Origin of the sequence: Nonomuraea sp. NPDC047529 (assembly GCF_040642995.1) — a bacterium.
In the GTDB taxonomy this organism is placed as follows: Bacteria; Actinomycetota; Actinomycetes; order Streptosporangiales; family Streptosporangiaceae; genus Nonomuraea.
Genome location: NZ_JBEYTJ010000013.1, coordinates 100,707 through 126,613, shown reverse-complemented (window position 1 = coordinate 126,613; position 25,907 = coordinate 100,707). Strand labels below are relative to the sequence as shown.

Annotated in this window: 23 protein-coding genes and 1 pseudogene; 10 read left to right on the top strand and 14 right to left on the bottom strand. The window is 73.2% G+C overall.

The genetic code is table 11. From position 1 onward, the window contains the following. Positions 1–43: 43 nt before the first annotated feature. Both ABZ815_RS22370 and ABZ815_RS22365 read right to left on the bottom strand, forming a co-directional pair. On the bottom strand, positions 44–733 hold the full coding sequence (locus tag ABZ815_RS22370) for an alpha/beta hydrolase (RefSeq protein WP_357700790.1): 690 nt from the start codon (positions 731–733) through the stop codon (positions 44–46). Between the two features lie 13 nt (positions 734–746). Beyond that, positions 747–2,183, bottom strand: a complete 1,437-nt coding sequence (locus ABZ815_RS22365; RefSeq protein WP_357700788.1) for a PLP-dependent aminotransferase family protein — start codon at positions 2,181–2,183, stop codon at positions 747–749. Between the two features lie 60 nt (positions 2,184–2,243). Between ABZ815_RS22365 and ABZ815_RS22360 the strand changes: the two genes are divergently transcribed. Continuing rightward, a complete protein-coding gene (locus tag ABZ815_RS22360; protein WP_357700786.1) occupies positions 2,244–3,416 on the top strand; it encodes an aminotransferase class I/II-fold pyridoxal phosphate-dependent enzyme in 1,173 nt (390 codons plus the stop codon). A 47-nt stretch (positions 3,417–3,463) separates the two neighbouring features. Further along, entirely contained in the window at positions 3,464–4,399 is a 936-nt protein-coding gene (locus ABZ815_RS22355) for a serine/threonine dehydratase (RefSeq protein ID WP_357700784.1), read from the top strand. A 13-nt stretch (positions 4,400–4,412) separates the two neighbouring features. On the opposite strand, the gene panB is transcribed toward ABZ815_RS22355, so the two are convergent. Beyond that, positions 4,413–5,240 carry a 3-methyl-2-oxobutanoate hydroxymethyltransferase gene (gene panB / locus ABZ815_RS22350; protein ID WP_357700782.1) on the bottom strand — a complete coding sequence of 276 codons (828 nt, stop codon included), beginning with the start codon at positions 5,238–5,240 and terminating at the stop codon, positions 4,413–4,415. Between the two features lie 133 nt (positions 5,241–5,373). Between panB and ABZ815_RS22345 the strand changes: the two genes are divergently transcribed. From ABZ815_RS22345 to ABZ815_RS22335, 3 genes are all read left to right on the top strand, one after another. Then, complete coding sequence (locus ABZ815_RS22345) at positions 5,374–6,600, top strand: MFS transporter (RefSeq protein ID WP_357700780.1); 1,227 nt, start codon at positions 5,374–5,376, stop codon at positions 6,598–6,600. A gap of 253 nt (positions 6,601–6,853) precedes the next feature. Next, positions 6,854–8,395, top strand: a complete 1,542-nt coding sequence (locus ABZ815_RS22340) for an MFS transporter (RefSeq protein WP_357700778.1) — start codon at positions 6,854–6,856, stop codon at positions 8,393–8,395. Between the two features lie 7 nt (positions 8,396–8,402). Further along, complete coding sequence (locus ABZ815_RS22335; protein ID WP_357700776.1) at positions 8,403–9,020, top strand: TetR/AcrR family transcriptional regulator; 618 nt, start codon at positions 8,403–8,405, stop codon at positions 9,018–9,020. A 38-nt stretch (positions 9,021–9,058) separates the two neighbouring features. On the opposite strand, the gene ABZ815_RS22330 is transcribed toward ABZ815_RS22335, so the two are convergent. The 5 genes from ABZ815_RS22330 to ABZ815_RS22310 form a co-directional block, all read right to left on the bottom strand. Then, positions 9,059–10,168, bottom strand: coding sequence for a DNA alkylation repair protein (locus ABZ815_RS22330; protein WP_357700774.1), 1,110 nt, complete (start codon positions 10,166–10,168; stop codon positions 9,059–9,061). Positions 10,169–10,262: 94 nt separating this feature from the next. Continuing rightward, the gene (locus ABZ815_RS22325; RefSeq protein ID WP_357700772.1) at positions 10,263–12,032 is read right to left on the bottom strand and encodes an NAD+ synthase; all 1,770 of its coding nucleotides are present in this window, start codon (positions 12,030–12,032) and stop codon (positions 10,263–10,265) included. Positions 12,033–12,064: 32 nt separating this feature from the next. Then, positions 12,065–13,531 (bottom strand): BTAD domain-containing putative transcriptional regulator, encoded by a 1,467-nt coding sequence (locus ABZ815_RS22320; protein ID WP_357700770.1) that lies wholly within the window; start codon positions 13,529–13,531, stop codon positions 12,065–12,067. A 49-nt stretch (positions 13,532–13,580) separates the two neighbouring features. Next, complete coding sequence (locus tag ABZ815_RS22315) at positions 13,581–15,461, bottom strand: ATP-binding protein (RefSeq protein WP_357700768.1); 1,881 nt, start codon at positions 15,459–15,461, stop codon at positions 13,581–13,583. A 105-nt stretch (positions 15,462–15,566) separates the two neighbouring features. Continuing rightward, positions 15,567–16,769, bottom strand: a complete 1,203-nt coding sequence (locus ABZ815_RS22310) for an MFS transporter (RefSeq protein WP_357700766.1) — start codon at positions 16,767–16,769, stop codon at positions 15,567–15,569. A 58-nt stretch (positions 16,770–16,827) separates the two neighbouring features. On the opposite strand from ABZ815_RS22310, the gene ABZ815_RS22305 reads away from it, so the two are divergent. Then, positions 16,828–17,793: a DUF5937 family protein gene (locus tag ABZ815_RS22305; RefSeq protein ID WP_357700764.1), complete on the top strand. Its 966-nt coding sequence runs from the start codon at positions 16,828–16,830 to the stop codon at positions 17,791–17,793. Positions 17,794–17,831: 38 nt separating this feature from the next. Here ABZ815_RS22305 and ABZ815_RS22300 read toward each other — a convergent pair whose 3' ends face one another. After that, entirely contained in the window at positions 17,832–18,812 is a 981-nt protein-coding gene (locus ABZ815_RS22300) for a terpene synthase family protein (RefSeq protein ID WP_357700762.1), read from the bottom strand. Positions 18,813–18,820: 8 nt separating this feature from the next. Continuing rightward, a complete protein-coding gene (locus ABZ815_RS22295) occupies positions 18,821–19,366 on the bottom strand; it encodes a hypothetical protein (RefSeq protein ID WP_357700760.1) in 546 nt (181 codons plus the stop codon). A gap of 152 nt (positions 19,367–19,518) precedes the next feature. Here ABZ815_RS22295 and ABZ815_RS22290 point away from each other — a divergent pair, with 152 nt between their 5' ends. Then, the gene (locus ABZ815_RS22290) at positions 19,519–20,880 is read left to right on the top strand and encodes a glutamine synthetase family protein (RefSeq protein WP_357700758.1); all 1,362 of its coding nucleotides are present in this window, start codon (positions 19,519–19,521) and stop codon (positions 20,878–20,880) included. Positions 20,881–20,892: 12 nt separating this feature from the next. Here ABZ815_RS22290 and ABZ815_RS22285 read toward each other — a convergent pair whose 3' ends face one another. Together ABZ815_RS22285 and ABZ815_RS22280 are read right to left on the bottom strand one after the other, a co-directional pair. Further along, the gene (locus tag ABZ815_RS22285; RefSeq protein WP_357700756.1) at positions 20,893–21,237 is read right to left on the bottom strand and encodes a YciI family protein; all 345 of its coding nucleotides are present in this window, start codon (positions 21,235–21,237) and stop codon (positions 20,893–20,895) included. 52 nt (positions 21,238–21,289) lie between these two features. After that, a complete protein-coding gene (locus ABZ815_RS22280; RefSeq protein WP_357700754.1) occupies positions 21,290–21,883 on the bottom strand; it encodes an AAA family ATPase in 594 nt (197 codons plus the stop codon). Positions 21,884–22,349: 466 nt separating this feature from the next. Between ABZ815_RS22280 and ABZ815_RS22275 the strand changes: the two genes are divergently transcribed. Then, positions 22,350–23,063, top strand: a complete 714-nt coding sequence (locus tag ABZ815_RS22275; RefSeq protein WP_357700752.1) for a hypothetical protein — start codon at positions 22,350–22,352, stop codon at positions 23,061–23,063. A gap of 83 nt (positions 23,064–23,146) precedes the next feature. Here ABZ815_RS22275 and ABZ815_RS22270 read toward each other — a convergent pair whose 3' ends face one another. After that, on the bottom strand, positions 23,147–23,995 hold the full coding sequence (locus ABZ815_RS22270) for an alpha/beta hydrolase (protein WP_357700750.1): 849 nt from the start codon (positions 23,993–23,995) through the stop codon (positions 23,147–23,149). Between the two features lie 107 nt (positions 23,996–24,102). Between ABZ815_RS22270 and ABZ815_RS22265 the strand changes: the two genes are divergently transcribed. Next, positions 24,103–24,789 carry a type 1 glutamine amidotransferase gene (locus ABZ815_RS22265; protein WP_357700748.1) on the top strand — a complete coding sequence of 229 codons (687 nt, stop codon included), beginning with the start codon at positions 24,103–24,105 and terminating at the stop codon, positions 24,787–24,789. Between the two features lie 96 nt (positions 24,790–24,885). On the opposite strand, the gene ABZ815_RS22260 is transcribed toward ABZ815_RS22265, so the two are convergent. Next, entirely contained in the window at positions 24,886–25,464 is a 579-nt protein-coding gene (locus ABZ815_RS22260; RefSeq protein WP_357700746.1) for an HXXEE domain-containing protein, read from the bottom strand. Between the two features lie 91 nt (positions 25,465–25,555). Between ABZ815_RS22260 and ABZ815_RS22255 the strand changes: the two are divergent. Then, positions 25,556–25,907, top strand: a pseudogene (locus tag ABZ815_RS22255) (bifunctional glutamine-synthetase adenylyltransferase/deadenyltransferase); the annotation flags it as partial.

Genomic DNA, 25,907 nt, shown 5'->3' with positions numbered 1-25,907 from the left:
TCCGACTATGGCCGGACGGGTCAGGGGGCCGACAGTGAAGAATTCACGACTTCCTGGAGAGCTTCAGCAGCGCGTCCGTGACGCCCTCGGGGTCGATCACCTGGTGCAGGTGGAGGCCGGGCAGCCGGGTCACCGGCCAGCCGCGCCCGGCCGCGTCCTCGGCCACCTGCTCGTACGGCGGCCCGAACCACAGGCACGAGCACCTGACCGCGTCCCAGCCCGCGGGCACGGGGACGGGCTGCGTGTAGTAGTCGAGGGGCAGCCGCGGCTGCTCGCCCGCCACCAGCACCCGCTGGGCCGGGTCGGGGAGCATGGCCACGATGTCCTCCTCGTCCCACCAGTCGGTCCAGCGCGGCAGCACGCCGTCGGGGCCCGCCAGGCCGCGCAGGAACGGCAGGAACCCCTCCTCGGCGGTCCTGACCAGCCCCTGAGGCGGCGGCACGTGCGCGTCGGCGAACACGCAGGCCACCACCTGGTCGCCCAGCCCCTCCTTGATCACCGGCACGAAGAACCCGGCGTTGCTGTGCGCCACCAGCACGAGCGGCCCCTCGGAGGGGACGGCCGCGCGCACCGCCGCGACCACGCGCGGCCAGTACGGCGCCCCGCCGGCGGACACGCCGGTCAGGTCGGGGACGACGGCCGCCCGGCCGCGCCGCCCCAAAGCCTCGGCCACCGGAGCCCACGTCGAGGGCCCGACGGACGGACTGTGCACCAGTACGAAGGTCGTTTCCATGGCCCCCACCCTGTCAGACGACGAGGGCGTGCCGGGAGACGGGTTTCCCGGCGCCGTCGTAGGCCGCCCAGGCCGCCGCGAGGTCGATCACCGCCCGCGACAGCTCCTCCTCGGGGAACAGGAAGTGCAGGCGCAGGTGGTCGGCGTGGCCGCCCAGCGGGTCGAAGGAGCCGCCCGGCGGCACCGCGACGCCGTGCCGGAGGGCGACCTGGGCGAAGGAGCCGGCGTCGCCGCGCGGCAGTCGCGCCCAGACGGTCTGGCCGCCGCGGGCGGGCTCGAACGTCCAGGACGGCAGGCGGGCGCGCAGCTCGGCGCACAGGTGGTCGTGCCGCCGGCGCAGGGCGCGTACGCGGGCCTCGCGCACCTCGTCGAGGCGGCGCAGCAGCGCGACGGCGGCGAGCTGGCTGAAGACCTCGCCGCCGAGATCGTGCACGGCCCGCAGCCTGGCCAGCCGCGAGACCAGCGGCGCCGCCGCGCGGATCCAGCCCACCCGCAGCCCGCCCCAGACCAGCTTGCTCAGCGAGCCGACGGTGACCACGTGCTCGCCCCCGCCGAACACGGCCACCGGCGGGGGCGTCCCGCCCGAGAAGCACAGCTCGGCGCAGACCTCGTCGTCGATCAGCGGCACGCCGTGCTCGGCGGCCAGGGCGGCCAGCCGCCTGCGGGCCGCGTCGTCCATGATCGCGCCGTCGGGGTTGCGCGCGGTGGGCACGCAGTAGACCAGCGCCGGCCGCTCGCGCACCGCCCGCGACGCCCGGTCGTCGTCCAGGCCGACGGGCTTGACGACGGCCCCCGCGTGCCGGAACGCCTCCAGCGCCCCCGGGTACGTCGGCGACTCGGTCAGCACGGTGTCGCCCGGCGCGACCAGCAGCCCGGCCAGCAGCGTGAGCGCCTGCTGCGCGCCCGTCGTCACCATGATCTGGTCCGCCGTGGTGCGCAGGCCGCGCGCGCTGTAGTGGGCCGCCAGCGCCTCCCGGAGCGAGGGGTCGCCGGCCGGCTGGTAGCCCAGGTCGCGCAGGCCCGCCACCCGCGCCCCCGCCTCCTGGTACGCCTCGAACAGCGCCTGGGGCGGGTCGTCCGGCGCCGCGCAGGTCAGCAGCCGGACGCCGTCGGGCGCGTGCAGGAGGTGCAGCATCAGCGGGTTGGCCGCCACGCCCTCGGCGGTCCTGGCGGCCGGCGGGTCGCCCGGCGCGACGCGGGTGCCGCTGCCCTGGCGGCGCGTCACCCGGCCCTCCTGCTGGAGCAGGTCGTAGGCGGCGACGACCGTGCCGCGGCCGACCGCGAGCCGGGCGGCCAGCACCCGGTCGGGCGGCAGCGACTGGCCGGGCGGGAGCACGCCGTCGTCGATGAGCGCCCGCAGCCGGGCGGTGAGCAGCAGGTAGAGCGGCCCGCGTCCGGAGGCCCACCGGCCCAGCAGGTGGACGAGGTCATCGGGATTGGCTCTGTTCATGGACCAATTCTCTCGTATTGGCTCTGCTGTTGGAGGCCAATGCGGGGGATATTTGATGACATGAGTGATTTTCGCCCTGAAACGCGTGCCGTACACCTGCCTCAGCCCGCGGTCGAGGGCAGCCGGCCGCTCGGCATGCCCCTCTACCAGAGCGCCGGATTCGCCTTCGACGACCCGGAGGTCATGGGCGCGGCCATGGGCAGCCCCGACGGCGCCTTCGTCTACGGCCGCTACACCAACCCGACCGTGCGCGCGCTGGAGCTGGCGGTGTCCGGGCTGGAGGGCGGCGCCGCGGCGCTGGCCGCGGCCTCCGGCATGGGCGCGATCAACACCGTCCTGCTCGCCCTGCTCAAGCCCGGCGACCACCTGATCGCCCAGCGTTCCCTGTACGGCGGCACCGCCACGATGCTCAACGACCTGGTCGCCAGGTTCGGCATGACCGTCACCCACGTGCCCGAGAACGACCCCGACGCGCTGCGCGCCGCCGTGCGGCCCGAGACGCGGCTGGTCTACCTGGAGACCATCAGCAACCCGATGGCGCTGGTGGCCGACCTGCCCGCGATGTGCGCCACGGCCCGCGAGCTGGGCATCCTGTCGGTGGTGGACAACACCTTCGCCACGCCCGTGCTCTGCCGTCCCCTGGAGCACGGCGCCGACGTCGTCGTGCACTCCACCACCAAGTATCTGTCGGGGCACAGCGACGTGATCGGCGGCATCGCGGTCTTCGCCGACCCCGGTCTGCACGGGAAGGTCTGGCACTTCTCCACCGAGCTGGGGGCCGCGGCCGAGCCGTTCACGGCGTGGCTGACGCTGCGCGGGCTCCAGACGCTGCCGCTGCGCATGGAGCGCCACTGCGCCAACGCCGACCTCCTGGCCCGCCGGCTCGCCGAGCACCCCGCCGTGGCGGCCGTCCACTGGCCGGGGCTGCCCTCGCATCCGTCGTACGAGCTCGCCGGCAAGCTGCTGCCGGCCTTCGGCGGCGTGTTCTCCTTCGACCTGACCGGCGGGCGGGCGGCGGGGGAGGCGTTCATGAAGTCCGTACGGCTGGCGCAGCTCGCGCCCTCGCTCGGCGGCGTCGAGACCCGCGTCATGCACCCCGCCACCACCTCCCACCGCTCGCTCGGCGCCGAGGAGCTGGCCAGGCACGGGGTGGGCGAGGGCATGGTGCGCATCGCCGTGGGCATCGAGCATCCCGAGGACCTCTGGGCGGACGTGGCACAGGCGCTCGGATAGCGTCGGATCATGCTCGCCGACCGCGGGCGTACGACCAAGGGAGAACCGTGACCGCCGTCACATATCAGGACGTCCTCGACGCGGCCCGCCGGATCGAAGGGCACGTGCTGCGCACGCCCGTCCTGGAGATCTCGCCGGGCCTGTTCCTGAAGCTGGAACTGCTGCAGCACTCCGGGTCCTTCAAGGTGCGGGGGGCGTTCAACCGCATCCTGTCGGCCGGCGCGCTGCCCGCCGCCGGGGTCATCGCCGCCAGCGGCGGCAACCACGGGCTGGCCGTCGCCCACGCCGCCAAGGCGCTGGGCGTGCGGGCCGAGATCTTCGTCCCGGAGGTGACGAGCCCGGTCAAGGTGGCCGGGCTCAAGGCGCTCGGCGCGCACACCACGCAGACCGGGGCCATCTACTCCGAGGCCGCGGACGCCGCCGCCAAGCGCGCCGCCGAGACGGGCGCGCTGCCCGTGCACGCCTACGACCAGCCCGAGGTGCTGGCCGGGCAGGGCACGACCGGGCTGGAGATCATGGAGCAGACCGGGGGCGTGGACACGGTGGTGGTGGCCGTGGGCGGCGGCGGGCTCGCGGGCGGGATCACCCTGGGGGCCCGCGCCGGGGGTGACGCGCCGCGGATCGTGGCGGTGGAGCCGTACGCCATCCCGACGCTGCACGAGGCCCTGCGCGCGGGCGGTCCGGTGCCGGTGCAGGTGGGAGGCGTGGCGGCCGACGCGCTCGGCGCCACGCAGCTCGGCGCGCTGGCGTACGAGGTGCTGTCGGGGAGCGGGGTGGAGAGCGTCCTGGTGGAGGACGACGCGATCGTCGCGGCCCGCCGGACGTTGTGGGAGCGGCACCGGCTGGTGGCCGAGCCCGCCGGCGCGGCGGCGTACGCGGCGCTGCTGTCGGGCGCCTACCGGCCGTCGGAGGGGGAGCGGGTGGCCGTCGTGGTCTGCGGCTCCAACACCGACCCCGCCACGCTCTTCGGCGCGGCGGGGTGAATCGGTCCCGGGGTCAGCTGTAGGTGTGCTCGGGTGCCGGGAAGGCGCCCGAGGTCACCTCGTCGGCGAAGGCCCGCACCGCGCGGTCCATCTCCGAGGCCAGGTCGGAGTACTGCTTGACGAACTTGGCCGGACGCGGCGTCAGCCCCATCAGGTCCTGCCACACCAGCACCTGCGCGTCCGTGGACGGCCCGGCCCCGATGCCGACCGTGGGGACCGACAGCGACGTGGTCACCCGATGCGCCAGATCGGCCGGCACGCACTCCAGCACCACCGCGAACGCCCCCGCCCGCTCCAGGTCCTTGGCGTCGGCCATCAGCTCGTCGCCCGACTGGCCGCGCCCCTGCACCCGGTAGCCGCCGAACGCGTTGACCGACTGCGGCGTGAGCCCGAGGTGGGCCATGACCGGCACGCCCGCCGAGACCAACGCCTCGACCTGCGGCAGCACCCGCCGCCCGCCCTCCAGCTTGACCGCGTGCGCCCCCGCCTCCTTCATGAACCTGGCCGCCGACTCCAGCGCCTGCTGCGGCGACCCCTGGTACGACCCGAACGGCAGGTCGGCCACCACGAGCGCCCGCGACGACCCCCGCACCACGGCCGCGGTGAGCGGGACGAGGTGGTCGAGGGTGACCGGCAGAGTGGAGTCGAAGCCGTAGACGACCATGGCCGCGGAGTCGCCGACCAGCAGGACGGGCACGCCCGCCTGGTCGAACACCCTGGCCGTCATGGCGTCGTAGGCGGTGACCATGGGCCACCGCTCCCCGCGCTCCTTGGCCGCCGCGAGGTCGCGGACGGTGACCCTGCGCCCTGATGCGCCGCCGTACAGCGTGGTCGAAGACATGGACACCTCCAGAAACGTCTCGAGGCGTCCCAGTGACGTCCCCGGACTCCTTCGATGATGTCATGGAGGGAAATCCAGTGGCGAAACTGTCGGTGCCTCTTGACACAATCGACGCGGAGGTAAACGACACACCATGGCTCTCGACCAATACCGCCGGCTCTTCCGGCTCCCAGGCGTCCGCACCCTGCTCCTGGTGGGGATGCTCGCGCGCGTCCCGGCCACCGCCATGGGGATGGCGCTCACCCTGCACGTGGTCTTCGGGCTGCGCCTGGGCTACGTCGAGGCGGGCGTGGTGACGATGGCCAGCACGGTCGGCATGGCTATCGGCTCGCCGTTGTCGGGCCGGTTCGTCGACCGCCACGGGGTGCGTCCCGTGCTCGTCGTCACCACCCTGGCCCAGGCGGTGTTCTGGTCGTGCGCCTGGGCGCTGCCGCTGCCCGCGCTGGCCGTCGCGGCGGCGGTCGCCGGCCTGCTCAACCTGCCGGTGTTCAGCCTGACCCGGCAGTCGCTGGCCGCGCTGGTCCCGCCGGAGCAGCGGCGCACCGGGTTCACGCTCGACTCGATGCTGGTCGAGCTGTCGTACATGACCGGTCCCGCGCTCGCCGCGGCCGGCATCACCACGCTGGGCAGCACGACCACGCTCGTCGTCATCGGCGTCGGCATCACGGCGGCGGGCATCGGCCTGATCGTCTTCAACCCGCCCACCCGGTCGGCGGTCGAGCTGGAGGAGCCGGTGGTGAAGGTGCCGCGCCGGCAGTGGCTCACGCCGGGGTTCGTCGCGCTGCTCGGCACGACGGCGGCGGCCACGTTCATCCTCACCGCGACCGAGCTGGGGCTGGTGGCCACCATCAACACCGCGGGCGAGACGCAGTGGGTCGGCCTCGCCGTGGCGATCTGGTGCCTCTACTCGCTGGTCGGCGGCTTCGTCTACGGCGGGCTGTCGCGTGGTTTCTCGCCCCTGGTGCTCATCGCGGGCATGGGCCTGCTGACCATCCCCGTGGGCCTGGCCGGGGCCGACTGGCGGTGGCTGATCCTGGCGATGCTGCCGGCCGGCCTGCTGTGCGCCCCGGCCCTGTCGTCCACGGTCGACGTGCTCAGCCGCTGGGTGCCCGCCGCGGCCAGGGGCGAGGCGATGGGCCTCCACGGCACCGCCCTGCTCATCGGCGGGGCCGCGTCCTCGCCCATCGCGGGGGCGATCATCGACGGCAGCGGGCCCACGTGGGCGTTCGTGGTGGCGGGGCTGGTCGGGGTGGTCATGGTGGTGGTCGCGCTGCCGATGTGGCGGCGGCGTCCGCCGGTCGCGGTCCTGTCGGCCCCGGTCGAGGAGCACGCCGTGCCTCCGGCGGTGACCAAGAGCTGACCCGGGGGGTTCGAGCCTGCCGGCCTGAGGCCGGCGGGTCTGGTCAGCAGTGCCCGCGGCGGCCGTTCGCGGGGTCTGTCAGCAAGGTTCGCGGGGGCCTGTGCACGGGGTGAATCGGGGTTTCCCCGCTGTTTCCCTCCACGCACTCCCTCCGTCAGGCGGAAGTTACGAAACGGGACCGTTGCGTATCGGAATCTCTTGCGATACGGTGTCGTTGCGAAACTCAGGCGTATCGAAATTAAGGACGATTTCCATGGACCCGAACGCAGGGCATCCACGCAGGTGGGGGATCCTGGGAGTGCTGGTGTTCAGCCTCCTGGCGGTCGTGCTGGACAACACGATCCTCAACGTGGCGATGAAGACCATCGCCGACCCCCGTGTCGGATTGGGCGCGACGCAGGGCCAGCTGGAGTGGGCGATCAACTCCTACACGCTGGTGTTCGCCGGGCTGTTGTTCACCTTCGGCGTGATCGGCGACCGTACCGGTCGCAAGCGCATGTTGTTCATCGGCATGGCGCTGTTCGGCCTGGCCTCGCTGGCCAGTGCCTACTCCCAGGACCCGATGCAGCTGATCTTCGCGCGGGCGGCGATGGGCATCGGCGGCGCGGCGATCATGCCGGCCACGCTGGCGATCATCTCCAACGTGTTCCCGCCCGGTGAGCGTGGCAAGGCGATCGGCATCTGGGCCGGTGGCGTGGGGCTCGCCGTGGCGATCGGCCCGATCACCGGCGGCCTGCTCATCGAGCACTTCTGGTGGGGCTCGGTCTTCCTGGTCAACGTGCCGATCGTGGTGATCAGCATGATCCTCATCGGCGTCGTCGTGCCCGAGTCGCGTGACCCGAAGCCGTCCAAGCTCGACCCGGTGGGCGTGGTGCTGTCGATCATCGGTCTGGTGGCGCTCGTCTACGGCATCATCCGCGGCGGCGACCTGGGCACCCTGGCGAGCGCGGAAGTGATCGTCCCGACGCTGCTCGGCCTGGTCGTGCTGGGCGTGTTCGTGTGGTGGGAGCGGCGCATCGACAACCCGGTGTTCGACGTGCGCAACTTCAGCAACGTACGGTTCAGCTCGGCCATCGGCATGATGGGCATCGTCTTCTTCGCGATGATGGGCGGGATGTTCTTCCTGACCTTCTACCTGCAGATCGTGCTGGGCTTCAGCCCGATCCAGGCGGGGGCCCTGATGATCCCGTTCGCCGCCGCGCAGCTCATCTTCGCGCCGCTCAGCCAGCGGGTGCACCAGCTCTTCGGCGCCAAGCTGTCGGCCACGGTCAGCATGCTCGTGGTGACCGCCGCGCTGGGCAGCTACGCCCTGATGGACGTGGACACGCCCGTGGTGCTGATCGAGATCATCTTCTTCGTCCAGGGCGCGGCGATGGCGAACATCATGCCGCCCGCGACCACCGCCATCATGGAGGCGCTGCCCAGGGAGAAGGCCGGTGTCGGCTCGGCCATGAGCAACACCGTCCGCCAGGTCGCCGGCGCGCTCGGCGTGGCCGTGCTCGGCTCGGTCCTGTCGAGCAGCTACCGCGGCGAGATCGCCTCGGCGCTGCCGGCCGGCGCCCCGCACGCCGCCGGTGAGTCCATCATGGCGACGACGGCCTTCGCCAGGCAGCTCGGCGAGCACGGCCAGGCGCTGATCAAGCCCGCCTTCACCGCGTTCGTCGACGGCATGCACGTCACGGCGATGGTCTCGGCCGTGATCGCCCTGGTGGGCGTCGCGGTGGTGGCCAAGTGGATGCCGGGCAAGGCGCGCCCGGTCCAGCAGGCGGAACAGAAGGAACCAGCGGTAGTGTGAGGCCGCGATGACGATCCAGGATTCAGGGACTGCCCGCCCGGCGGGCCGTCCGCGCAGCGAGAAGGCCGAGAAGGCGATCATCGACGCGACCCTCGACCTGATCGGTGAGGGCATGGGGGTGTCGGAGCTGTCGATCGAGGCCATCGCGTCGAGGGCGGGCGTCGGGAAGACCACCATCTACCGGCGCTGGTCCAACAAGGAGGACCTGGTCGTCGACGCGCTCTCCACGCTGAAGGCGCCGCTCCCGCCGCTGTCCGGCACCTCCGTGCGCGACGACCTGATCTCCCTGCTCGACGCGATGCGCAGGGAGGCGGGCCAGGCCCGCACCCGCTGCGTGATGAACATCGCGATGAGCGAGGCCGATCGTTATCCGCGACTGATGGAACGCTTCGTGAAGCGGGCCGTCGAGCCGCGCAGGCAGGCACTGCGCTCGGTGATCGAGCGCGGCGTCGCCACCGGCGAGCTCAGGCCCGACCTCGACGTCGAGCTGGCGATGGCCCTGTTCTCCGGCACGATGATGTGGCAGTCGAAGTGGGGGCCGGCCGGAGACCTCCCGGCCGACCTGGCCGAACGCGTGGTCGACACGGTCCTGCTCGGACTGGCCGGAGACCGCGTCAGGCGCTGAGACGTCCGGGGTCTCCGGGTCTTCGTGCCGGTGATCCGCTACCCGATCGGCGAGGTGACCCCGCCGGGGGCGGCGGTCAGGGTGAAGGGCACGGTGGCCGCCACCCGGCCGTTGACGATGACGTCGAGCTCGCGTGGCCCGGGCGGCTCGTTGCGGGTGGTGACCGGGCGGAAGGAATGGCTCTTGCGCAGCGTGAACGCCGCCCCCTCGGCGGCGGCCACGCGCTCGCCCAGGTGGAAGACGCGGCGCGAGCCCGCCCGGCGGACGGCGTACTTGAGCAGCAGCGGGCCCGGCGCGCCCGCCGTGACCGTGACGGTGAACGTCAGCCTGCCGCCGACGGCGACCGTGTCGGACTCCAGGACGAGGGCCCGCGCCGAGCCGTTGCCCGGGGTGGCGCCCAGCAGTTCCAGCGCCTCGGGGTGCCCGGCACGCAGCAGCCCGCGGGCCGCGTGGCGCACGACCCGCTCGACGTGCGAGCCGCCGCCCGCGCGCCAGCGGGCCAGCACCGCGAGCGCCGTGTCGGGGTGGTCCTTGGCCAGGTCGTTGACGTGGTTGGCGACCGAGCGGCGGACGTATTCGCTCGGGTCGTCGCGCAGCAGGTCGAGCAGGGGCAGGGTGGGGCCGGGCGTCATCAGCCAGCCGACCCGGGAGGCCCACGGCAGGCGCGGCCGGGTGCCTTCCGAGGCCAGGCGGCGCAGGTGCTCGTCGGGGGACTCCGCCCAGCCGTACATGATCTTGAGGGCGTCGTCGCGGTGGCGGTCGAGAAGGGGGCGTACGGCGAACTCGCCCGTCGAGTACGGCGTGAGCGCCGCCAGCGTGGCCATCGCCGCCTCCAGACGGTCGAGCCCGTGGACGGCGGTGTGGTCGGTGACCGGCCAGCCGCTCCACAGGTCGAGCTCCCCGCGCGCGGCGCAGGCCCGCACCAGCTCGGCGGCCTGGGGGTAAGGCATCGGGAGGGCATGCTGGAAGGCGTCGTGGAGGGCGGCGGAGACGTGCCTGACGCGGTCCTTCAGCTCCAGCGGGGCGAGCCCGGCCAGGGCGCGCTCGGTGAAGCGGGCCTGCGGGAACGAGGGCCACACGGCGGCCAGGCCGTCGGCGAGCACCGACACGGACCGGGCGTTGATCAGGTCTTTCAGCGGTTGTGCCACGGCCCCACCCTGCCAGCCGCCACCGACAATCCCGCCGCCAGGCGCGACCCGCCCCCCTTGGGAGGGGAGGGGGCGGCCCGTCTCTCGGGAGGGGTCAGGTCGTCTCGCGCCAGCGGTTGGTGATGGGGAGGCGGCGGTCGCGGCCGAAGTTCTTCGGCGTGATCTTGGGGCCCGGCGGGTACTGGCGGCGCTTGTACTCCGCCAGGTCCACCAACCGGATCACCCGCGTGACCAGCGCGGGGTCGTGCCCGGCCGCGATGAGCTCCTGCGAGCCCATGTCCTTCTCCACATAGTCGTCCAGCAGCCGGTCCAGCACCTCGTACGGCGGCAGCGAGTCGGTGTCGCGCTGGTCGGGGCGCAGCTCGGCGCTGGGCTCCTTGGTGATCGAGTTCTCCGGGATCGGCCGCTCGACGGACATGAGGAAGCCCTCGCAGGTGTGCGCGTTGCGCCACCTGGACAGCTCCCACACCATCGTCTTGGGCACGTCCTTGATCGGGGCGAAGCCGCCGGCGGAGTCGCCGTAGAGGGTGGAGTAGCCGGTGGCCAGCTCGCTCTTGTTCCCGGTGGTGAGCACCAGGTGGCCGTTCTGGTTCGACAGGCCCATGAGGATCATGCCGCGCACCCTGGCCTGGAGGTTCTCCGCGGCCAGGCCGGACAGCTCGATCTCCTTCTCGAAGGCCGTGACGATCTCGGCGATCGGCGCGATCCTGGAGTTGATGCCCTGCCTGGCCACCAGGTCCTCGGCGTCGGCCAGCGAGTGGTCGGAGGAGTGGCGCGAGGGCATGAGCACGACGTTCACCCGGGACGGGCCGATCGCGTCGGAGGCGATGGCCGCCGTCAGGGCCGAGTCGATGCCGCCCGACAGGCCCAGGATGACCGACTGGAAGCCGTTCTTGGCCACGTAGTCGCGTACCGCCAGCACCAGGGCCGAGTACACCTCGGCGTGCAGGTCGAGCCGCTCGGCGACGGGGGCGGGCTGCGCCGGGTAGGGCTCGACGGGCTCCTGCGACAGGACCCGGCGCTCGACGGTGATCGTGGTGCCGTCGAGCGCGTCGTGGGGGAACGTGCCGGGCTCGGCGTCGGAGACCGGCAGGTCGAGGTCGGCGACCAGCAGCTCCTCGCGGAACTGGCCGGCCCGCGCCACCAGCTCGCCCGAGGCGTCCACGATGATCGAGTCGCCGTCGAAGACCAGCTCGTCCTGCCCGCCGACCTGGTTGACGTAGGCGAGCGCGCAGCCGGCCTCGCGCGCCCTGCGGGCGACCAGCTCCAGCCGTACGTCGTCCTTCTCCTTCTCGTACGGCGAGGCGTTCGGCACGACCAGCAGCCCGGCGCCCGCCTGGCCGACGACGGACACCGGCCCGCCCTCCTGCCAGAGGTCCTCGCAGACCGCGATCGCCACGTCCACGCCGTGCAGCCGGACGATCGGCAGCCGGTCGCCGCGCACGAAGTAGCGGTACTCGTCGAACACGCCGTAGTTGGGCAGGTGGTGCTTGGCCGTGCGGACGACGACCTCGCCCTTGTGCAGCAGCGCGGCCGCGTCCAGCGGTGCGCCCTTGGGCTGGCCCACCCGGGGCGCCAGGCCGGCGCGGTCGACGTAGCCGACGACCACAGGGAGGTCGCCCAGTCCCTCGCGGTCGAGCCTGCGCGCCACCTCCTCCAGGGTCCTGATGCTCGCGTCCACGAAGGACGTGCGCAGCACCAGGTCCTCGACGGGGTAGCCGGTGAGGAACATCTCGGTGAAGACGACCAGGTGAGCGCCGCGCTCGGCGGCGTCACGGGTCCACGCGACCAGCCGCTCGGCGTTGGCGGCCAGGTCGCCGACGGTCGGGTTCGTCTGTGCCAGGGCTATGCGCAGTTGTGCCACGTCATTAGCCTAGTACGACCCGATTTTTATCGTCAAAGCGACGAAAAGTGTCCCTTGTCCCCTGGAGTGACCAGACCGGACTCGTAGGCCGCCATGACGAGCTGCGCCCGGTCGAACAGCCCCAGGTGGTCCAGCAGCGACTTCACCAGCACCGACACCTCCTCCTCGGGCAGCGCCAGCGTCTGGCCGATCTGCCGGTTCGTCAGTCCGCGTGCGACGAGTTTGAGCACGTCGAGCCGGGCGTCGGAGAGTCCGGCCAGCGCCGGCGGCGAGGCCGGGTCGGTGCGGCCGGCGAACGCCGAGATCAGCCGGGTGGTGACCGCCGGGTCGATGAGCGCGTCCCCGACGGCGGCGGCCCTGATCGCGGCCAGGAACTGCTCGGGGGCCGAGGTCTTCAGCACGAAGCCGCTGACGCCCGCGCGCAGCGCCGCGTACAGGTTCTCGTCGCTGCCGAACGTGGTCATCATGACGACCTTGGGCGGGCGTTCCCCGGCCAGGATGCGGCGGGCGGCGGCCAGGCCGTCCAGGTGCGGCATCTGGATGTCGAGCAGCACGACGTCCGGCCGGTGCTCGCGTACGCCCGCGATGGCCTCCTCGCCGTTGGCCGCCTCGCCGGCCAGCGCCACGCCGTCCTCGCTGTCGAGCATGGCGCGCAGCCCCGCCCGTACGAGCGCCTGGTCGTCGGCCACCAGCACGCGCAGCACCCGCTCCCCGGCGGCGGCCGGGGCGGGGGCGGCGGACGGCGGGGGCGGCGGCTCCTCCAGCCGCTGGGCCAGCATGTCGGCCTCCAGCCGGCGCAGCCCGGCCGACAGGTCGAGCCCCAGCTCGTCCCGCCACACCGCGCGGGCCCGGCGCAGCGCGGCCAGCGCGTCACCCTGGCGGCCCATCCGGTACAGGGCGAGGGCCAGCAGCCGCCACGCCTCCTCGCGCAGCGGGTGGGCCGAGGCGTGCGCCTCCAGGTCGGCCACCAGGGAGGTGGCCCGGCCCAGCGTGAGCCCGGCGTCGGCGCGCCGCTCGACGGCGATCAGCCGCAGCTCCTCCAGCCTGCCCGCCTCGGTCGCCGCCCAGGTCAGCTCGGCGAACTCGGCCAGCGCCGGCCCGCGCCACAGCCCGAGCGCGCTCTCCATGGCGGCCCACACCTGCGGGGGCGGGCCCTCGGTCTTCACCAGGCTCTCGAACCGCCACGAGTCGACCTGCTCGGTCGCGGCCCGCAGCGCGTAGCCGGGCGCGGCCGAGACCAGCACCTCGGCCTCCTCGCGTGGTGCGCGGCCGGGCTCCAGCGCGCGCCGCAGCCGCGAGACGTAGCCCTGGATGGTGGACAGGGCCTGCGCGGGCGGATCGCCCGGCCACAGCTCGTCGATGAGCGTGTGCACGGGCACGGCCCGGCCGCCCGCCACGAGCAGACGGGCGAGCACCGCCCGCTGCCGTTGGCCGCCGAGGTCGAGGGGGACGCCGTCGCTCCAGGCGTGGAACGGTCCCAGTGCGGTGAATGTCAGCATGTCAGGGGTAAGCGTAGAGGGATAACACGTCCGGGGATATGGCGAATTGTCACAGGGGGAGTTCGGCGTGGACAACCGTGCCACCTCCCGGTCCCGTTCGTACGGCGCAGGTGCCCCCGAGTTCGGCCGCCCGTTCGCGCATCGAGCCCAGCCCGACGCCGGGCCGCGCGTCCGGCGGCAGGCCGATCCCGTCGTCGGCGACCGTGACGCGCAGGCGGTCGTCGCGGCGCAACGTCACCGTGATCCGCGAGGCGCGGGCGTGCTTGCGCGCGTTGGTGAGCGCCTCCTGCACGATGCGGTAGGCCGCGACCTCGACCGCGGCGGGCAGGCCGGTCAGCTCGCCCGACGTCCCGACCGGCGTCCCGGCCAGGTCCTCGATCGCGCCGGCCAGGCCCAGCTCGTCCAGGGCGGGCGGGCGCAGGCCGTAGACGAGCTGCCTGATGTCGCCGGTCACGGCGTCCATGCCGGCGCGCAGCCCGGCCAGCAGCCGGTCGGCCTGCTCGGGAGCGCTGTGCATGGTCAGCCGGGCGGCGTTGATCGACATGGCCATGCCGGTGAGCGACTGGCCGAGCCCGTCGTGCAGGTCACGGCGCAGCCGCCGCCGTTCCTCCTCCCGCGCGGTCAGGATGCGCTCGCGTGAGCGTTGCAGCGCCGCCGTCAGCCGTACGGCGTGCGCGGCGTCGGCGATGTACGGCGTGATCGTGGCGATCACCCGCTCGTCGTGGGCCGCGGGGAACCTGCGCCGGTCCGTCGGCCCGATCAGCAGCAGCCCGACCGGTTCGCCGTGCCACACCAGCGGGACGGTCCTGGCCGCCGCGCCCACCACGCCGGACGTGGTGACCGCGCCGTCGGCCTCGACCGCGACGCCGGTCACCGACAGGCCCTCGCGCAGCACGTCGAGCGTGGCCAGCAGGCCGTGCACGGGGTCGGTGTGCTGGAGCCGGTGCCGCAGCCGCCGGGCCAGCGTGCCGGGCACGCCGGTGCTGCCGTACAGCAGGCGGTCCACGCCGCGTTGCAGGCCGCGGCGCATCGGCTGGAAGAACGCCCCGGCGAACAGGGCCGCGGGGATGCCGGCGATCCGGTCCACCTCCGACAGGAACACGCTGAGGGCCGCGCTGACCGCGACGTACACGAGGGTGATCACGATGGCCAGGCCGGTGCCCACCAGCGCCCTGCTGATCAGCGTGTCGATGCCGAACAGCCGGTAGCGCAGCACCGCCACGGCGATGGCCGCCGGGATCAGCGGGATGGCCAGCGAGGCCACCCACCAGACGTCCGCGCCGAGCATCCACGGCACCAGCAGGCCGGGCAGCGCCACCAGCAGCCACAGGAGCTGCCGCCGCTCGACCGCGTCGCCGCGCCGGAAACGCACGACCAGCGAGGCGAAGGCCAGCACCATGCTCGCCGAGAGCGTGGCGTGCCCGGCCTCCCGCAGCCCGGGCCGGTCGGCCAGCAGCCCGGCCCAGTCCAGCGCCTGCCCGGCCACGGCCAGCGCGATCACCGGCCGCCACCGCCGCGACGGCAGCCTGCCCACCGGGTACAGCAGGGGCAGCAGGACGCCGAGGGTCAGCTCGCAGACGTTCCAGGTCAGGTTGACGATCGGCCAGCGCGGGCCCGGCCCGCCGTCGAGCAGTTGGTAGAGGTTGGCCGACAGGATGTTGGCCGCCGCGCTCGTCCCGCCGAGGCACAGCAGCCAGCCGATGACCAGCCGCGGCCTGCTGTGCACGAGGATCGCGCCGAAGACGGGGAACGCCGTGCCCGCCATGTCCTCGGGCGCGAACGGCAGCGGCGTGTACGGCGACGGCGGCAACTGCGCGGTCACCCAGATGTCGGCCAGCTCCAGCACGACGGCGAACGTGGCGATCCCGATCGCGACGCGGGGCGTGGCCAGCCTCGTGCACGCCCGGCGCGCCCATCCTGCGTGGCGCATCCCACCATTTCCTTCCGTGATCGGCAGGAAATTATCGGGAATCAGCCAACATCCGATCAAAATTCTCTCAACGGCGGCGGATTCCGTGGACCGCCGCTCGCGATCTCAGGCCGCCGCCCGCCGCCGGATCGCCGGGCCGAGGGCCAGCATGCCCGCCGCCGAGACCAGCGCGACGCCGCCCACGCTGAACCACAACGTCTGCGACCCGGCCGCGAGCAGCGGCCCGCCCATCAGCGGCGCCAGCACCGAGGCCAGCGACCAGGCGAACCCGAACAGCCCCGAGTACCGCCCCCGCAGGTGCTCGGGGGCCAGCGCGGCCACGATCGTCCCGGAGATGCCCGCGGTGATGATCTCGCCCACGGTCCACACCCCGATCGTGACGGCCAGCCAGAACGTGGTGGTGACGAAGGCCGTCATCGCGAACCCGGCCCCCATGACCGCCAGGCCGAGCGCGAACGTGCGGGAGGCGTCCCTGCGTCCGAGCCAGCCGGAGACCAGCGGCTGCACGACGACGATGAGCACCCCGTTCAGGGCCATGGCCAGGCCGAACTGCGCCGGCGTCAGCTTCACCACCGACGTCATCGCGACCGGCAGCATGGTCACGGTCTGCAGGTAGACCAGCGCGTTGCCGAGCACCACCAGAGTGAAGGCGACCATCGCCCGGTCGCGCAGCACGACGCCGAACCCGCCGGACGACTCACGCGCCTGCGGCCTGGTCTCGGGCACCGCCCGCCACACCAGCGCGGCGAAGACCAGGCAGGAGACCGCGTCGATCCAGAACAGCCAGAGGAACCCGACGCTCGCCAGCCAGCCACCTGCCGTCATGCCGACCGCGTAGCCCAGGTTGATCGCCCAGAACAGCAGCCCGTACGCGCGGGCCCGCTCCGCCGGGGACACCAGGTCGGCCACCAGGGCGTTGGACGCCGGCCGGTAGATGTCGATCACCAGCCCGAGCACGAACATGGACGCGACGATCGCCGGCAGCGAGCTGCTGTAGCCCAGCGCCAGCATGGTGGCGGCGGTGGCCAGCATGCCGCCCGACAGCGTGACCCGGCGGCCGACGCGGTCGGTGAGCACGCCCGCGAGGATCTGCGACAGCAGCGAGCCCGCGCCGTAGACGCCCATGACCAGGCCCACGGCGGTCACCGACATGCCGCGCGAGTGGGTCAGGTAGACGCCGGTGAACGGCATGACGAGGGTGCCCAGACGGTTGACCAGGGTGCCGCTCCACAGGGCCCAGAAGGGGCGCGGCAGTCCGCCGATCTGGGAACGGAGGAAGGAAGGCTTCTCAGCGACAGTGCTAGACACGGGTAAAGGGTCAGGTCCCGGCGCTCGACGCGCCAACGATTTAGTGCACACTAAAAGCATGGCCGTCACCTGGGTCCTGAAGCCGGAGGACGTCGCGCGCATCAGGTTCGCGTTCTCGCCCATGTGGGAGCTGGTCGCGAGCCTGCGCACCCTCCAGGACCCCTCCAGGCAGTCGATCCACCTGCCGTGGATCAAGGCCGTGCGGCCCAGGCTGGCCCGGCTCGACCTGGACGAGCTGTTCGCGCTGGTGCCGCCGTCCGGCTACCTGGCCGACTTCATCACCCCGCCCCCGGAGACGCCGCTGCCCGACTTCGTGGCCGAGCTGGCGCTGGTCCGCGGCACGCCCCCCGAACGCGCCCGCTCGGAGGTCGCGACCATCGCCGGCACCGACCGGGCGCTGCTCGACCGGTTCACGGCCGACCCGGCGGCGGGCGTGGCCCGGGTGGCCGACGCGCTGGAGACGTACTGGCGGGAGTGCTTCGAGGAGTTCTGGCCGCGCGTCTACGGGCTGCTCGAACGCGACGTGCTGCGCCGCTCCCGCCAGCTCGCCCAGGGCGGGGCCAGGGAACTGTTCGCCGGGCTCGGTCCCGCCGTGGAGTGGACGGGGGAGCAGCTGCTCATCGACCGGCCGTGGTGCCACGCGGGCGGCCTGCACGGCGACGGGCTGCTGCTGGTGCCGAGCGCGTTCTACTGGCCGTCGGTGGCCGTGATGTCGGCTCCGTACCAGTCGATGCTCGTCTACCCGGTGCTCGGCGTGGGCACGTTGTGGGAGCAGGGCCCGCCGCCCGCCCCCGGCGCGCTGGCCGCGCTCATCGGGCGCAGCCGGGCGCAGATCCTGCTCGCGCTGGCCGAGCCGAGCACCACCTCGGCGCTGGCCGCCCGGATGTCGCTCACCCCGGGCGCGGTCAGCCAGCACCTCGGGGTGCTCAGCGACGGCGGGCTGACGGTGGGCCTGCGCCTCGGCAAGCAGGTCGTCTACCGCCGGACGGCGGCGGGCGACATGCTCGCCGCAGCCTCACCCTGATCGGCTCCTGATCTGCTCCTGATCGGCTCCTGGTCGGCTCAGGTGTACCGGGACGTCTCCAGCAGCCAGTCCAGGTGGGCGCGCGGCGCGGCCAGGTAGGCGCAGGCGACCTTGCTGACGTCCCTGGCCGCCTTGGGCGGCAGGTCGTCCAGCGGCAGCCGCCGGGCCGCCCGGTTCATGTCCTGACATCGTCCGACGATCCGGTCGAGCACCCATGCGACGGCCTCGCGCTCGCCCAGCCCGAGCTGCCGGACCGCCAGCACGACCAGGTTGTGCACGTCGCCGCGCTCCTTGGGCCGCGAGGCCACGTCGTTGCACCAGGCCGTGACGTCGTTGCAGGCGTCCACCAGCTCGCGCCACGGCTCGCACTCGACCATCCAGGCCGGCACCTCGACCCGCAGGCATGGCTCGACCAGGTCGTACAGGTAGGGGCCGACCGTCCCCCTGCGCAGCGCCGGGTACTCCTCCAGCGTCGGCATGCGCCCGGCGGCCCGGTTGTCGGCCTCGGTGCGGCACGCGTCCGCCTGGCGTCGCAGGTTGACCGCGAACCGGGCCCGCCAGTGGTCGCTCATCCGCGCGCTGGTCACCCGCCACAGGTCGGCGAAGGCCGCCTCCAGCGGGTGCCGGGACGCGCCCTGGAGCATGCCGCCGAAGATGTCCAGCGTGCACGACCCCTCGTCCAGCTCGTCGTCGAGGTGGAACAGCCAGGTCAGCCATTGCGCGAACAGCGCGGCGGCGGCCGCGTCGAACTCGGCGAAGGCGCGGCCGGCCATCCGGTGGAAGCCGACCCCGGCGTCGGCGCGCAGGCCCGTCCGCCTGGCCCAGTCGATGACCGCGGCCTCGATGGCGTACACGGCGGGGTGCATCCGGCAGGGCGCCCCCATCGCCGGCACCCGCTCGACCAGCGGCAGCAGCGCCAGCGCGGGCGAGCCGCCCTTGCGCGGCAGCGGCAGCATCGGCTTCCAGTGCAGGACCGAGCGGAGCGCGGTGCGCACCGTGGCGAACACGGTGGTGCTCACGGCGGTGTTCACAGCGGTCCGAAGAGCCAGTTGCCCGCGGCGTTCGGGTCTGAGCTGCGGTAGAAGTCCTCGGCCGCGAGGACCAGCCCCTCGACGGTGAGCGCGCCTCTGCCCTCGCGATCGAGCCGGTCGAAGGCCTCGTCCACGTCGTCGTAGGCGGTGCCGAACGCGCTCAGCATCGTACGGAACTCGCCCGGCCCGATCAGGCCGTCGCCGTCGCCGTCGCAGAGCTGGGCCACGGCCAGCGTCGCCGGCCGGAACACCGGCTTGTACCGGTCGCCCGTGACGAACGCGGCCGTCATCCCGCCGCGGAAGTCGGTGCGGGCGATGCCGGAGTCGCCGTCGCGGTCGAGCGCCCGTGACAACGTCGACCAGATGCCGTCGAAGCTGTCGACGAGCCGGTTGCCGGTGACCGAGGTGGGGGACTCCCCGAAACCCACCAGCAGGCGCGCGCCCAGCCCCAGCAGGTCCTCCCGCTCGACGACGCCGTTGCCGTTCGCGTCGATGTGGTCGAACGCCCGATCGAGCTTGTGATTGAGCAGGTCGATAGCCACCAATGCCTCCCCCGAGACTCACTGCGTGATCACAGTAGATCTGGGCGGCCCCTTTGTCAGTGAGGCTCGCACCGGCACCCCCTGTAACGTGTGCGAAACACGGGCACGGCATGCTGGTAGAAGACCCGCACTGTCTTCAACGAGGGGACACCTTGGACCGCCAGCAGGAGTTCGTGCTCCGCACGCTAGAGGAACGCGACATCCGGTTCATCCGGCTCTGGTTCACCGACGTCCTCGGCTTCCTCAAGTCCGTCGCGATCGCGCCCGCCGAGCTGGAAGGCGCCTTCGCCGAGGGCATCGGCTTCGACGGCTCGGCGATCGAGGGCTTCGCCCGCGTCTACGAGTCCGACATGCTGGCCAAGCCCGACCCCTCCACGTTCCAGATCCTGCCCTGGCGCAGCGAGACGCCGGGCGCGGCGCGCATCTTCTGCGACATCCTCATGCCCGACGGCACCCCCTCGCACGCCGACCCGCGCTGGGTGCTCAAGCGCACGCTCGCCAAGTGCGCCGACATGGGCTTCACCTTCTACACCCACCCCGAGATCGAGTTCTTCCTGCTGAAGAACCGTCCCGAGGCCGGTCAGAAGCCCGAGCCGATCGACTCCGGCGGCTACTTCGACCACACGCCCCACAGCTCCGGCCACGACTTCCGGCGCCAGGCGATCATGATGCTGGAGTCGATGGGCATCTCCGTCGAGTTCAGCCACCACGAGGGCGCCCCCGGCCAGCAGGAGATCGACCTGCGCTACGCCGACGCGCTCACCACGGCCGACAACATCATGACGTTCCGGCTGATCATGAAGGAAGTGGCCCTGGAGCAGGGCATCTGGGCCTCGTTCATGCCCAAGCCGTTCACCGAGCACCCGGGCTCGGGCATGCACACGCACATGTCGCTGTTCGAGGGCGACCGCAACGCCTTCCACGAGGCCGGCACCGACTACCGGCTGTCGAAGATCGGCCGCTCGTTCATCGCCGGCCTGCTGCGGCACGCCGCCGAGATCACCGCCATCACCAACCAGTGGGTCAACTCCTACAAGCGGCTGTGGGGCGGCGCCGAGGCCATCGCGGGGCAGGGCGGCGAGGCGCCCTCCTACGTGTGCTGGGGGCACAACAACCGCTCGGCGCTGGTCCGGGTGCCCATGTACAAGCCGCACAAGGGCGGCTCGACCCGCATCGAGTTCCGGTCGCTCGACTCGGCGTGCAACCCGTACCTGGCCTTCGCGCTGGTGCTGGCCGCCGGGCTCAAGGGCATCGAGGAGAGCTACGAGCTGCCGCCGGCCGCCGAGGACAACGTCTGGACCCTGACCAGCGCCGAGCGCCGGGCGCTGGGCATCCAGCCGCTGCCCGGCTCGCTCGACGAGGCCATCGCCGTCATGGAGCGCAGCGAGCTGGTCGCCGAGACGCTGGGCGAGCACGTCTTCGACTTCTTCCTGCGCAACAAGCGGGCCGAGTGGCGCGAATACCGCCGTACGGTCACCGAGTTCGAGCTGGGCCGCTACCTGCCGGTGCTGTGAGGCCGGGGCGGCTCAGCCCTTGAACTCGCGCACCTCGACCGGGAGCACGCCCACGGCGCGCGCGAGCCGGCGCCCCCACTCCAGCGCGCCGTCCAGGTCGGGCGCCCGGATGACGGTGAACCCGCCGACGTGCTCCTTGCCCTCGGTGTAGGGGCCGTCGGTGGTGAACGTCTCGCCGGCGCGCATCCGGACCACCGACGCCTGCTCCGCCGGTGCCAGGCCGCCGGAGAAGACCCACACGCCGGCCGCGCGCATCTCCGACTCGACCGCGCCGATGTCGCGCATGATCGGCTCCAGGACCTCGGGCTCGGGCGGCGGGCCGTCGGGCTCGAACAGGGTCAGCAGGTACTGCTTCATGGCGGGTCCTCCCTCGATGTCCCCTTGGCGTCTCCTCGGCGGGACGTCGTCGTCAGTCGGCGGGGGCGCGGTCGGCGCTGTCGAAGACGATGTGCTCCAGCCGGTCGGCCTCGGCGCGGGTGACGACGTGCGCGCTGACGGCCGGGCCCGGGTCGCCGCCGGCCACCCGGGCCAGCAGGCTGTCCCAGTTGCGGCGGTGGCGGGCGAACGTGCGGGGCGCGACCACCCGTCCCCTGGCGTGCTGGCCGGCGACCGCCGCCGCCGGAGGCGCGTCGAGCAGCAGCAGGTGGAAGCTCGCCCGCTGCCTGCGGGCCAGCCAGGCGAACCCCTTCAGCACGTACGTGGCGCAGCCCCGGTTGTGCGCGAGGACCGCCTGCCCCTTGGCCAGCGCCTGGCTGACCCGGCTCACGTGGGTGGCGAACACCACCGCGCGGCGGACCGGCCGGGGAGCCCAGGTGATGCGGCCGGCCCAGTGGAGCCGCGACTGCCCCGAGTCGATCACCACGACCGCGTCGGCGACGACGGGCGCGCTCTCGGAGCCGTGAAGGCCGTAGAGGCGGCGCAGCAGCGTGGTCTTGCCGGCGCCGGGCAGCCCGGTCAGCACGACCAGCGACCCGGGCGGAAAACGTAACGTCGCCCGCTGCACAGACCCACCCCGCCCGATCGGTTCGCTTCGACCCCTGTCGCGCCAGCATAGGGCGCGCGGGCGGGCAGTGGGTGGGCGGTGGGTGGGCGGTGGGCGGGCACAGCGGCCGGAACGGTCCGACGGGATTCACCGGGAATGGGCTCGGGGCGGGGAAATCACGGGATAAGGTACTGCCGACGCCTTGATCGGCCTCACCCCGGATACGCATCCGACTCCGGGTTGGGGCCGATTTTCGTTGTTCCTCACCCCCGAGTCACATCCGTGCCATGGACGGCGCCGACCCTGGGTGGGGATGGCGGGGGGTAGCCGGGGAAGTTTCGGCCACGCCTGTGGCGTTATGGCATGAGTCGGTCGGCGCTCAGGGACCCCCCAACATCGTGGTAATCCGGGAGTCCAGTAAAATCGGCCTACTCTTTACGATATTTCCGGACTTCTCGCCTGGTGGGGCGATATTGGAGGGTGTGGCATGACGACGGCTGCCCTGCAGACCGTGTTGACCGTTCCCGAGCGTTTCCGGGGCCCGGTGGGAGTCGCCAACGGCGGCTGGATCGCGGGCACCATGGCAGAGGCGCTGAACGGCGGCCGATCAGCGGTCGAGGTCACGCTGCACGCGCCCACGCCCCTGGAGACCGAGCTGCGCCTTGAGCACGTCGCCAACAGCGTCTCGCTGTCCGACGGCGACAAGGTCCTGGTCGAGGCCATCCCCGTCGCCGAGACCCTGACCGGGCCCGGCTTCGTGCCGTTCACCGACGCCGCCCGCGCCGAGGCCGGGTTCGTCGGCCTGAAGGCCCACCCGTTCGCCGAGTGCTTCGCCTGCGGCCTGCGCGAGCCGGGCGACGGCCTGCGCATCTTCCCCGGCCCGGTGGAGGGCTCCGACCTGGTGGCCGCCGGGTGGCGGGTGCCGTTCACGGTGAGCGGCGAGGACGGCGTCCCCGCCTCGATCGTGGGCGCGGTGCTCGACTGCATCACCGGCTGGGCGCACTTCGGCCCCGGTGAGTCGGCCCTGCTCGGCCGCCTGGTCGTGCAGATCAACGGCCCGGTGCTGCCGGGTGGCCGCTACTCCGTCGTGGCCCGTCCGACCGGCCGCGAGGGCCGCAAGATGTACGGCGAGAGCGGCATCTACGAGGACGACGGCACCCTGGTGGCCGCCGCCCGCGCCACGTGGATCGCTCCACGCTGACCTGTGCCGACAACGGCCCTCCGAGCTCGGCTCGGGGGGCCGTTTCTCGTCCGAGGCGAAGCCAGGACGGCTCGCCGCAGTGGTCAGGACCCGGTGATCCGGGCCAGGACGGTCGTCACCGGCTCCTCGTCGAACAGGATCGTGTAGTGGTTGCAGTCGGGCACCAGCTCGTCGCGCAGGCCGGGCACGCGGGCCGTCCACGTCCGGGCGACCTCGTCGGGCAGCATGCCGGTGTCCTGGTCGAGCAGGCCGCGCGGCGCCCTGAGCAGGTGCAGCGGCGCCTTGATCGCGGCCAGCGCGGCGCCGATCTCGGCCGTCTCGGTGCGCATCCAGCGCCCGTCCGCCATCACGGCCTCGCCGACGGCCCGTGAGCGCATCGCGCCCTCGGGGCCGGTGAGGTCGTAGCGGACGTACGCCTCGACGTCCGGGCTCCAGTGGGCGGCGAAGGCCGGATGGGCCTTGAAGAAGTCCACGTACTCCTGGGGGGAGGCGAACGTCCGGCGCAGGCGGGCGAGCGCGGGCCCGAGCGTGGCCTCCAGGGCGGCGTCGGGGTCGACGCCCTCGGGCAGCGGGAGCGGGAGGCCGCCGTCCACCAGGACGACCCGGGCGAAGTCGCGGGCGGCCCCGGCCAGCACGGCCACGTACGCTCCCATCGAGTGGCCGGCCAGCACCGCGTCCGGGCCCGCGCCGACGTGCTCGGCGACGCGCAGGACGTCCTCGGCGTGCCGGGGCAGCCCGTACGGGCCGGGCAGGGAGGCGCTGTGCCCGCGGCCGCGCAGGTCCATCGCGATCAGTGACCACTCCTCGGGCAGCCGCCGCCCGACCGCGCCCCAGGCCATGAGCGAGGCGCTGATGCCGTGGACCGCGATGACCTTGCGGGGCCCGGTGCCGAACGTGGCGACGCGCAGCCCGTCCACTTCGTCGAATCTCATAGCCGGATCCTAGGGACCCGCCCGGCGCCGGGCACCCACCGCCCGCGGCTGTCCCGGCAAGGGACGGATAGCCGCTTTTACGAAAAAAGGCGGATAAATTACCCGATATGCGCATCACCGTGATCGAGCACGAGGCCGGCGCCGGGCTCGGCCACCTGGCGGACTGGCTCGGCCCCACCTGCGACGTCGTCCGCCCCTACCTCGGCGACCCGGTCTCCGCACGGGCCGCCGACGGCCTGATCGTGCTCGGCGGCGCCGCGGCCGCCTGGGAGGACGAGCGCAGCCCCTGGCAGCCCGCCACCCGCGCCCTCCTGCGCCGCGCCGTGGACGAGGGCACCCCCACGCTCGGCATCTGCCTCGGCGCGCAGCTTCTCACCATGGCACTCGGCGGCACGGTCGAGCGCGGCGGGAACGGCCTGGAGGTGGGGGCGTGCGAGGTGGTCGCGCTGCCCGCCGCCGCCTCCGACCCGCTGCTGTCCGGCGTCCCGGCCAGGGCCACCGCCGTCCAGTACCACCAGGACGCCATGACGCGGCTGCCCGCGGGCGCGGTGCCGCTGATGACGGGCGCCCAGTACCCGAACCAGGCCTACCGGGTCGGCGAGCGCGCCTGGGCGTTGCAGTTCCACCCCGAGGCCACCCCGGAGATCTTCACCGCCTGGACGTCGGAGTCGGACCTGGAGTCGGCCGAGGACCTGAACGCCGCCGTCAAGGCCGCCGAGCCCGCCCTGGTGGTGACCTGGCGCCCGGTGGCGCAGGCGTTCGCCCAGGTGGTCGAAGCCTCCCGCCCGGCCTGACAGCCACCCCGGGACCCGCCGCCCCCACCCTGGAGCCCCCCCACGCGGCCTGGCCGCCCGGCGCGGCTCGGGCCGGCGGCGAGCCGCCGGTGCGGGTCAGAACCAGCGGTCGCGGCCGAGACCGTCCGTGGGCGAGGACTCAGTGGGCGAGGACTCGGCGGCCCGGTCGTGGCGGCGGGTGAGCAGATGGGCGACCGCGTGCACGCCCCCCGCCGTCAGCGGCAGCGCCGCGAGCCCGTACGCGGCAGACCGCCCCGGCGCCGCCACCACCCCCGCCCGCCGCAATTGCCGCCACGCCCAGGCCGAGAACGGGATCACCACCAGCGGCGCCGTCACCACCCCCGGCGTGTACCCCCGCGTGGCGACGGCCTGCGCCAGGTGGACGACCCCGTGCAGCCCGAACCCCGCCAGCACCGCCTGGAACGCCGGGCTGCGGCCCCCGCTGCGCGCCCCGAGCGCCGAGGCCCCCGCCACCACGCCGCCCATCAGCCCGATCGCCACGTTCACCCGCGCCTGCGACACCTCCAGCCGCTCCCACGGCACCCCCGGGTACAGCCGCTCCAGCCGGGGACGGGCCCGCCGCACCCATCCGGCCATGGTCGCCAGCTCCTCCGCGTCGTGCACGGCCCAGGCCGCCAGCATCCCCCAGGTCACCGCCGCGGACATCCGGCTCATGTCATCACCTCTCCGACAAAACACAACGCTACGTTGCGTTGCACTCTACGGCTTTCGGGCCGCCACCTGTCAAGATGAGCAGGTGCCCAGGATGGAATCGACCGCCGCACGCCTCGCCAAGCTCGGCTTCGCCGACGGGGCCAGGGCCGCCCAGCTCCTCGACCGCACCCCGGCCGACCTCGACGACCTTCTGGAGTTCCTGGTCGTCGTGGCCGATCCCGACCTGGCCCTGGTCTCGCTGACCCGCCTGGCCGAGCGCGAGCCCGCCGTCCTCGACGCCGTGCGCGCCGACGACCGGCTCAGGGCGCGCCTGTTCGCCGTCCTCGGCGTCAGCGCCGCGCTCGGCGAGCACCTGGTGCGCCACCCCGGCCAGACGGCCCTGCTGGCCGAACCCGACCTGGGCGAGGCGCGGGCCGCGCTGCTGCGCGCCGTCGGCGCCGAGC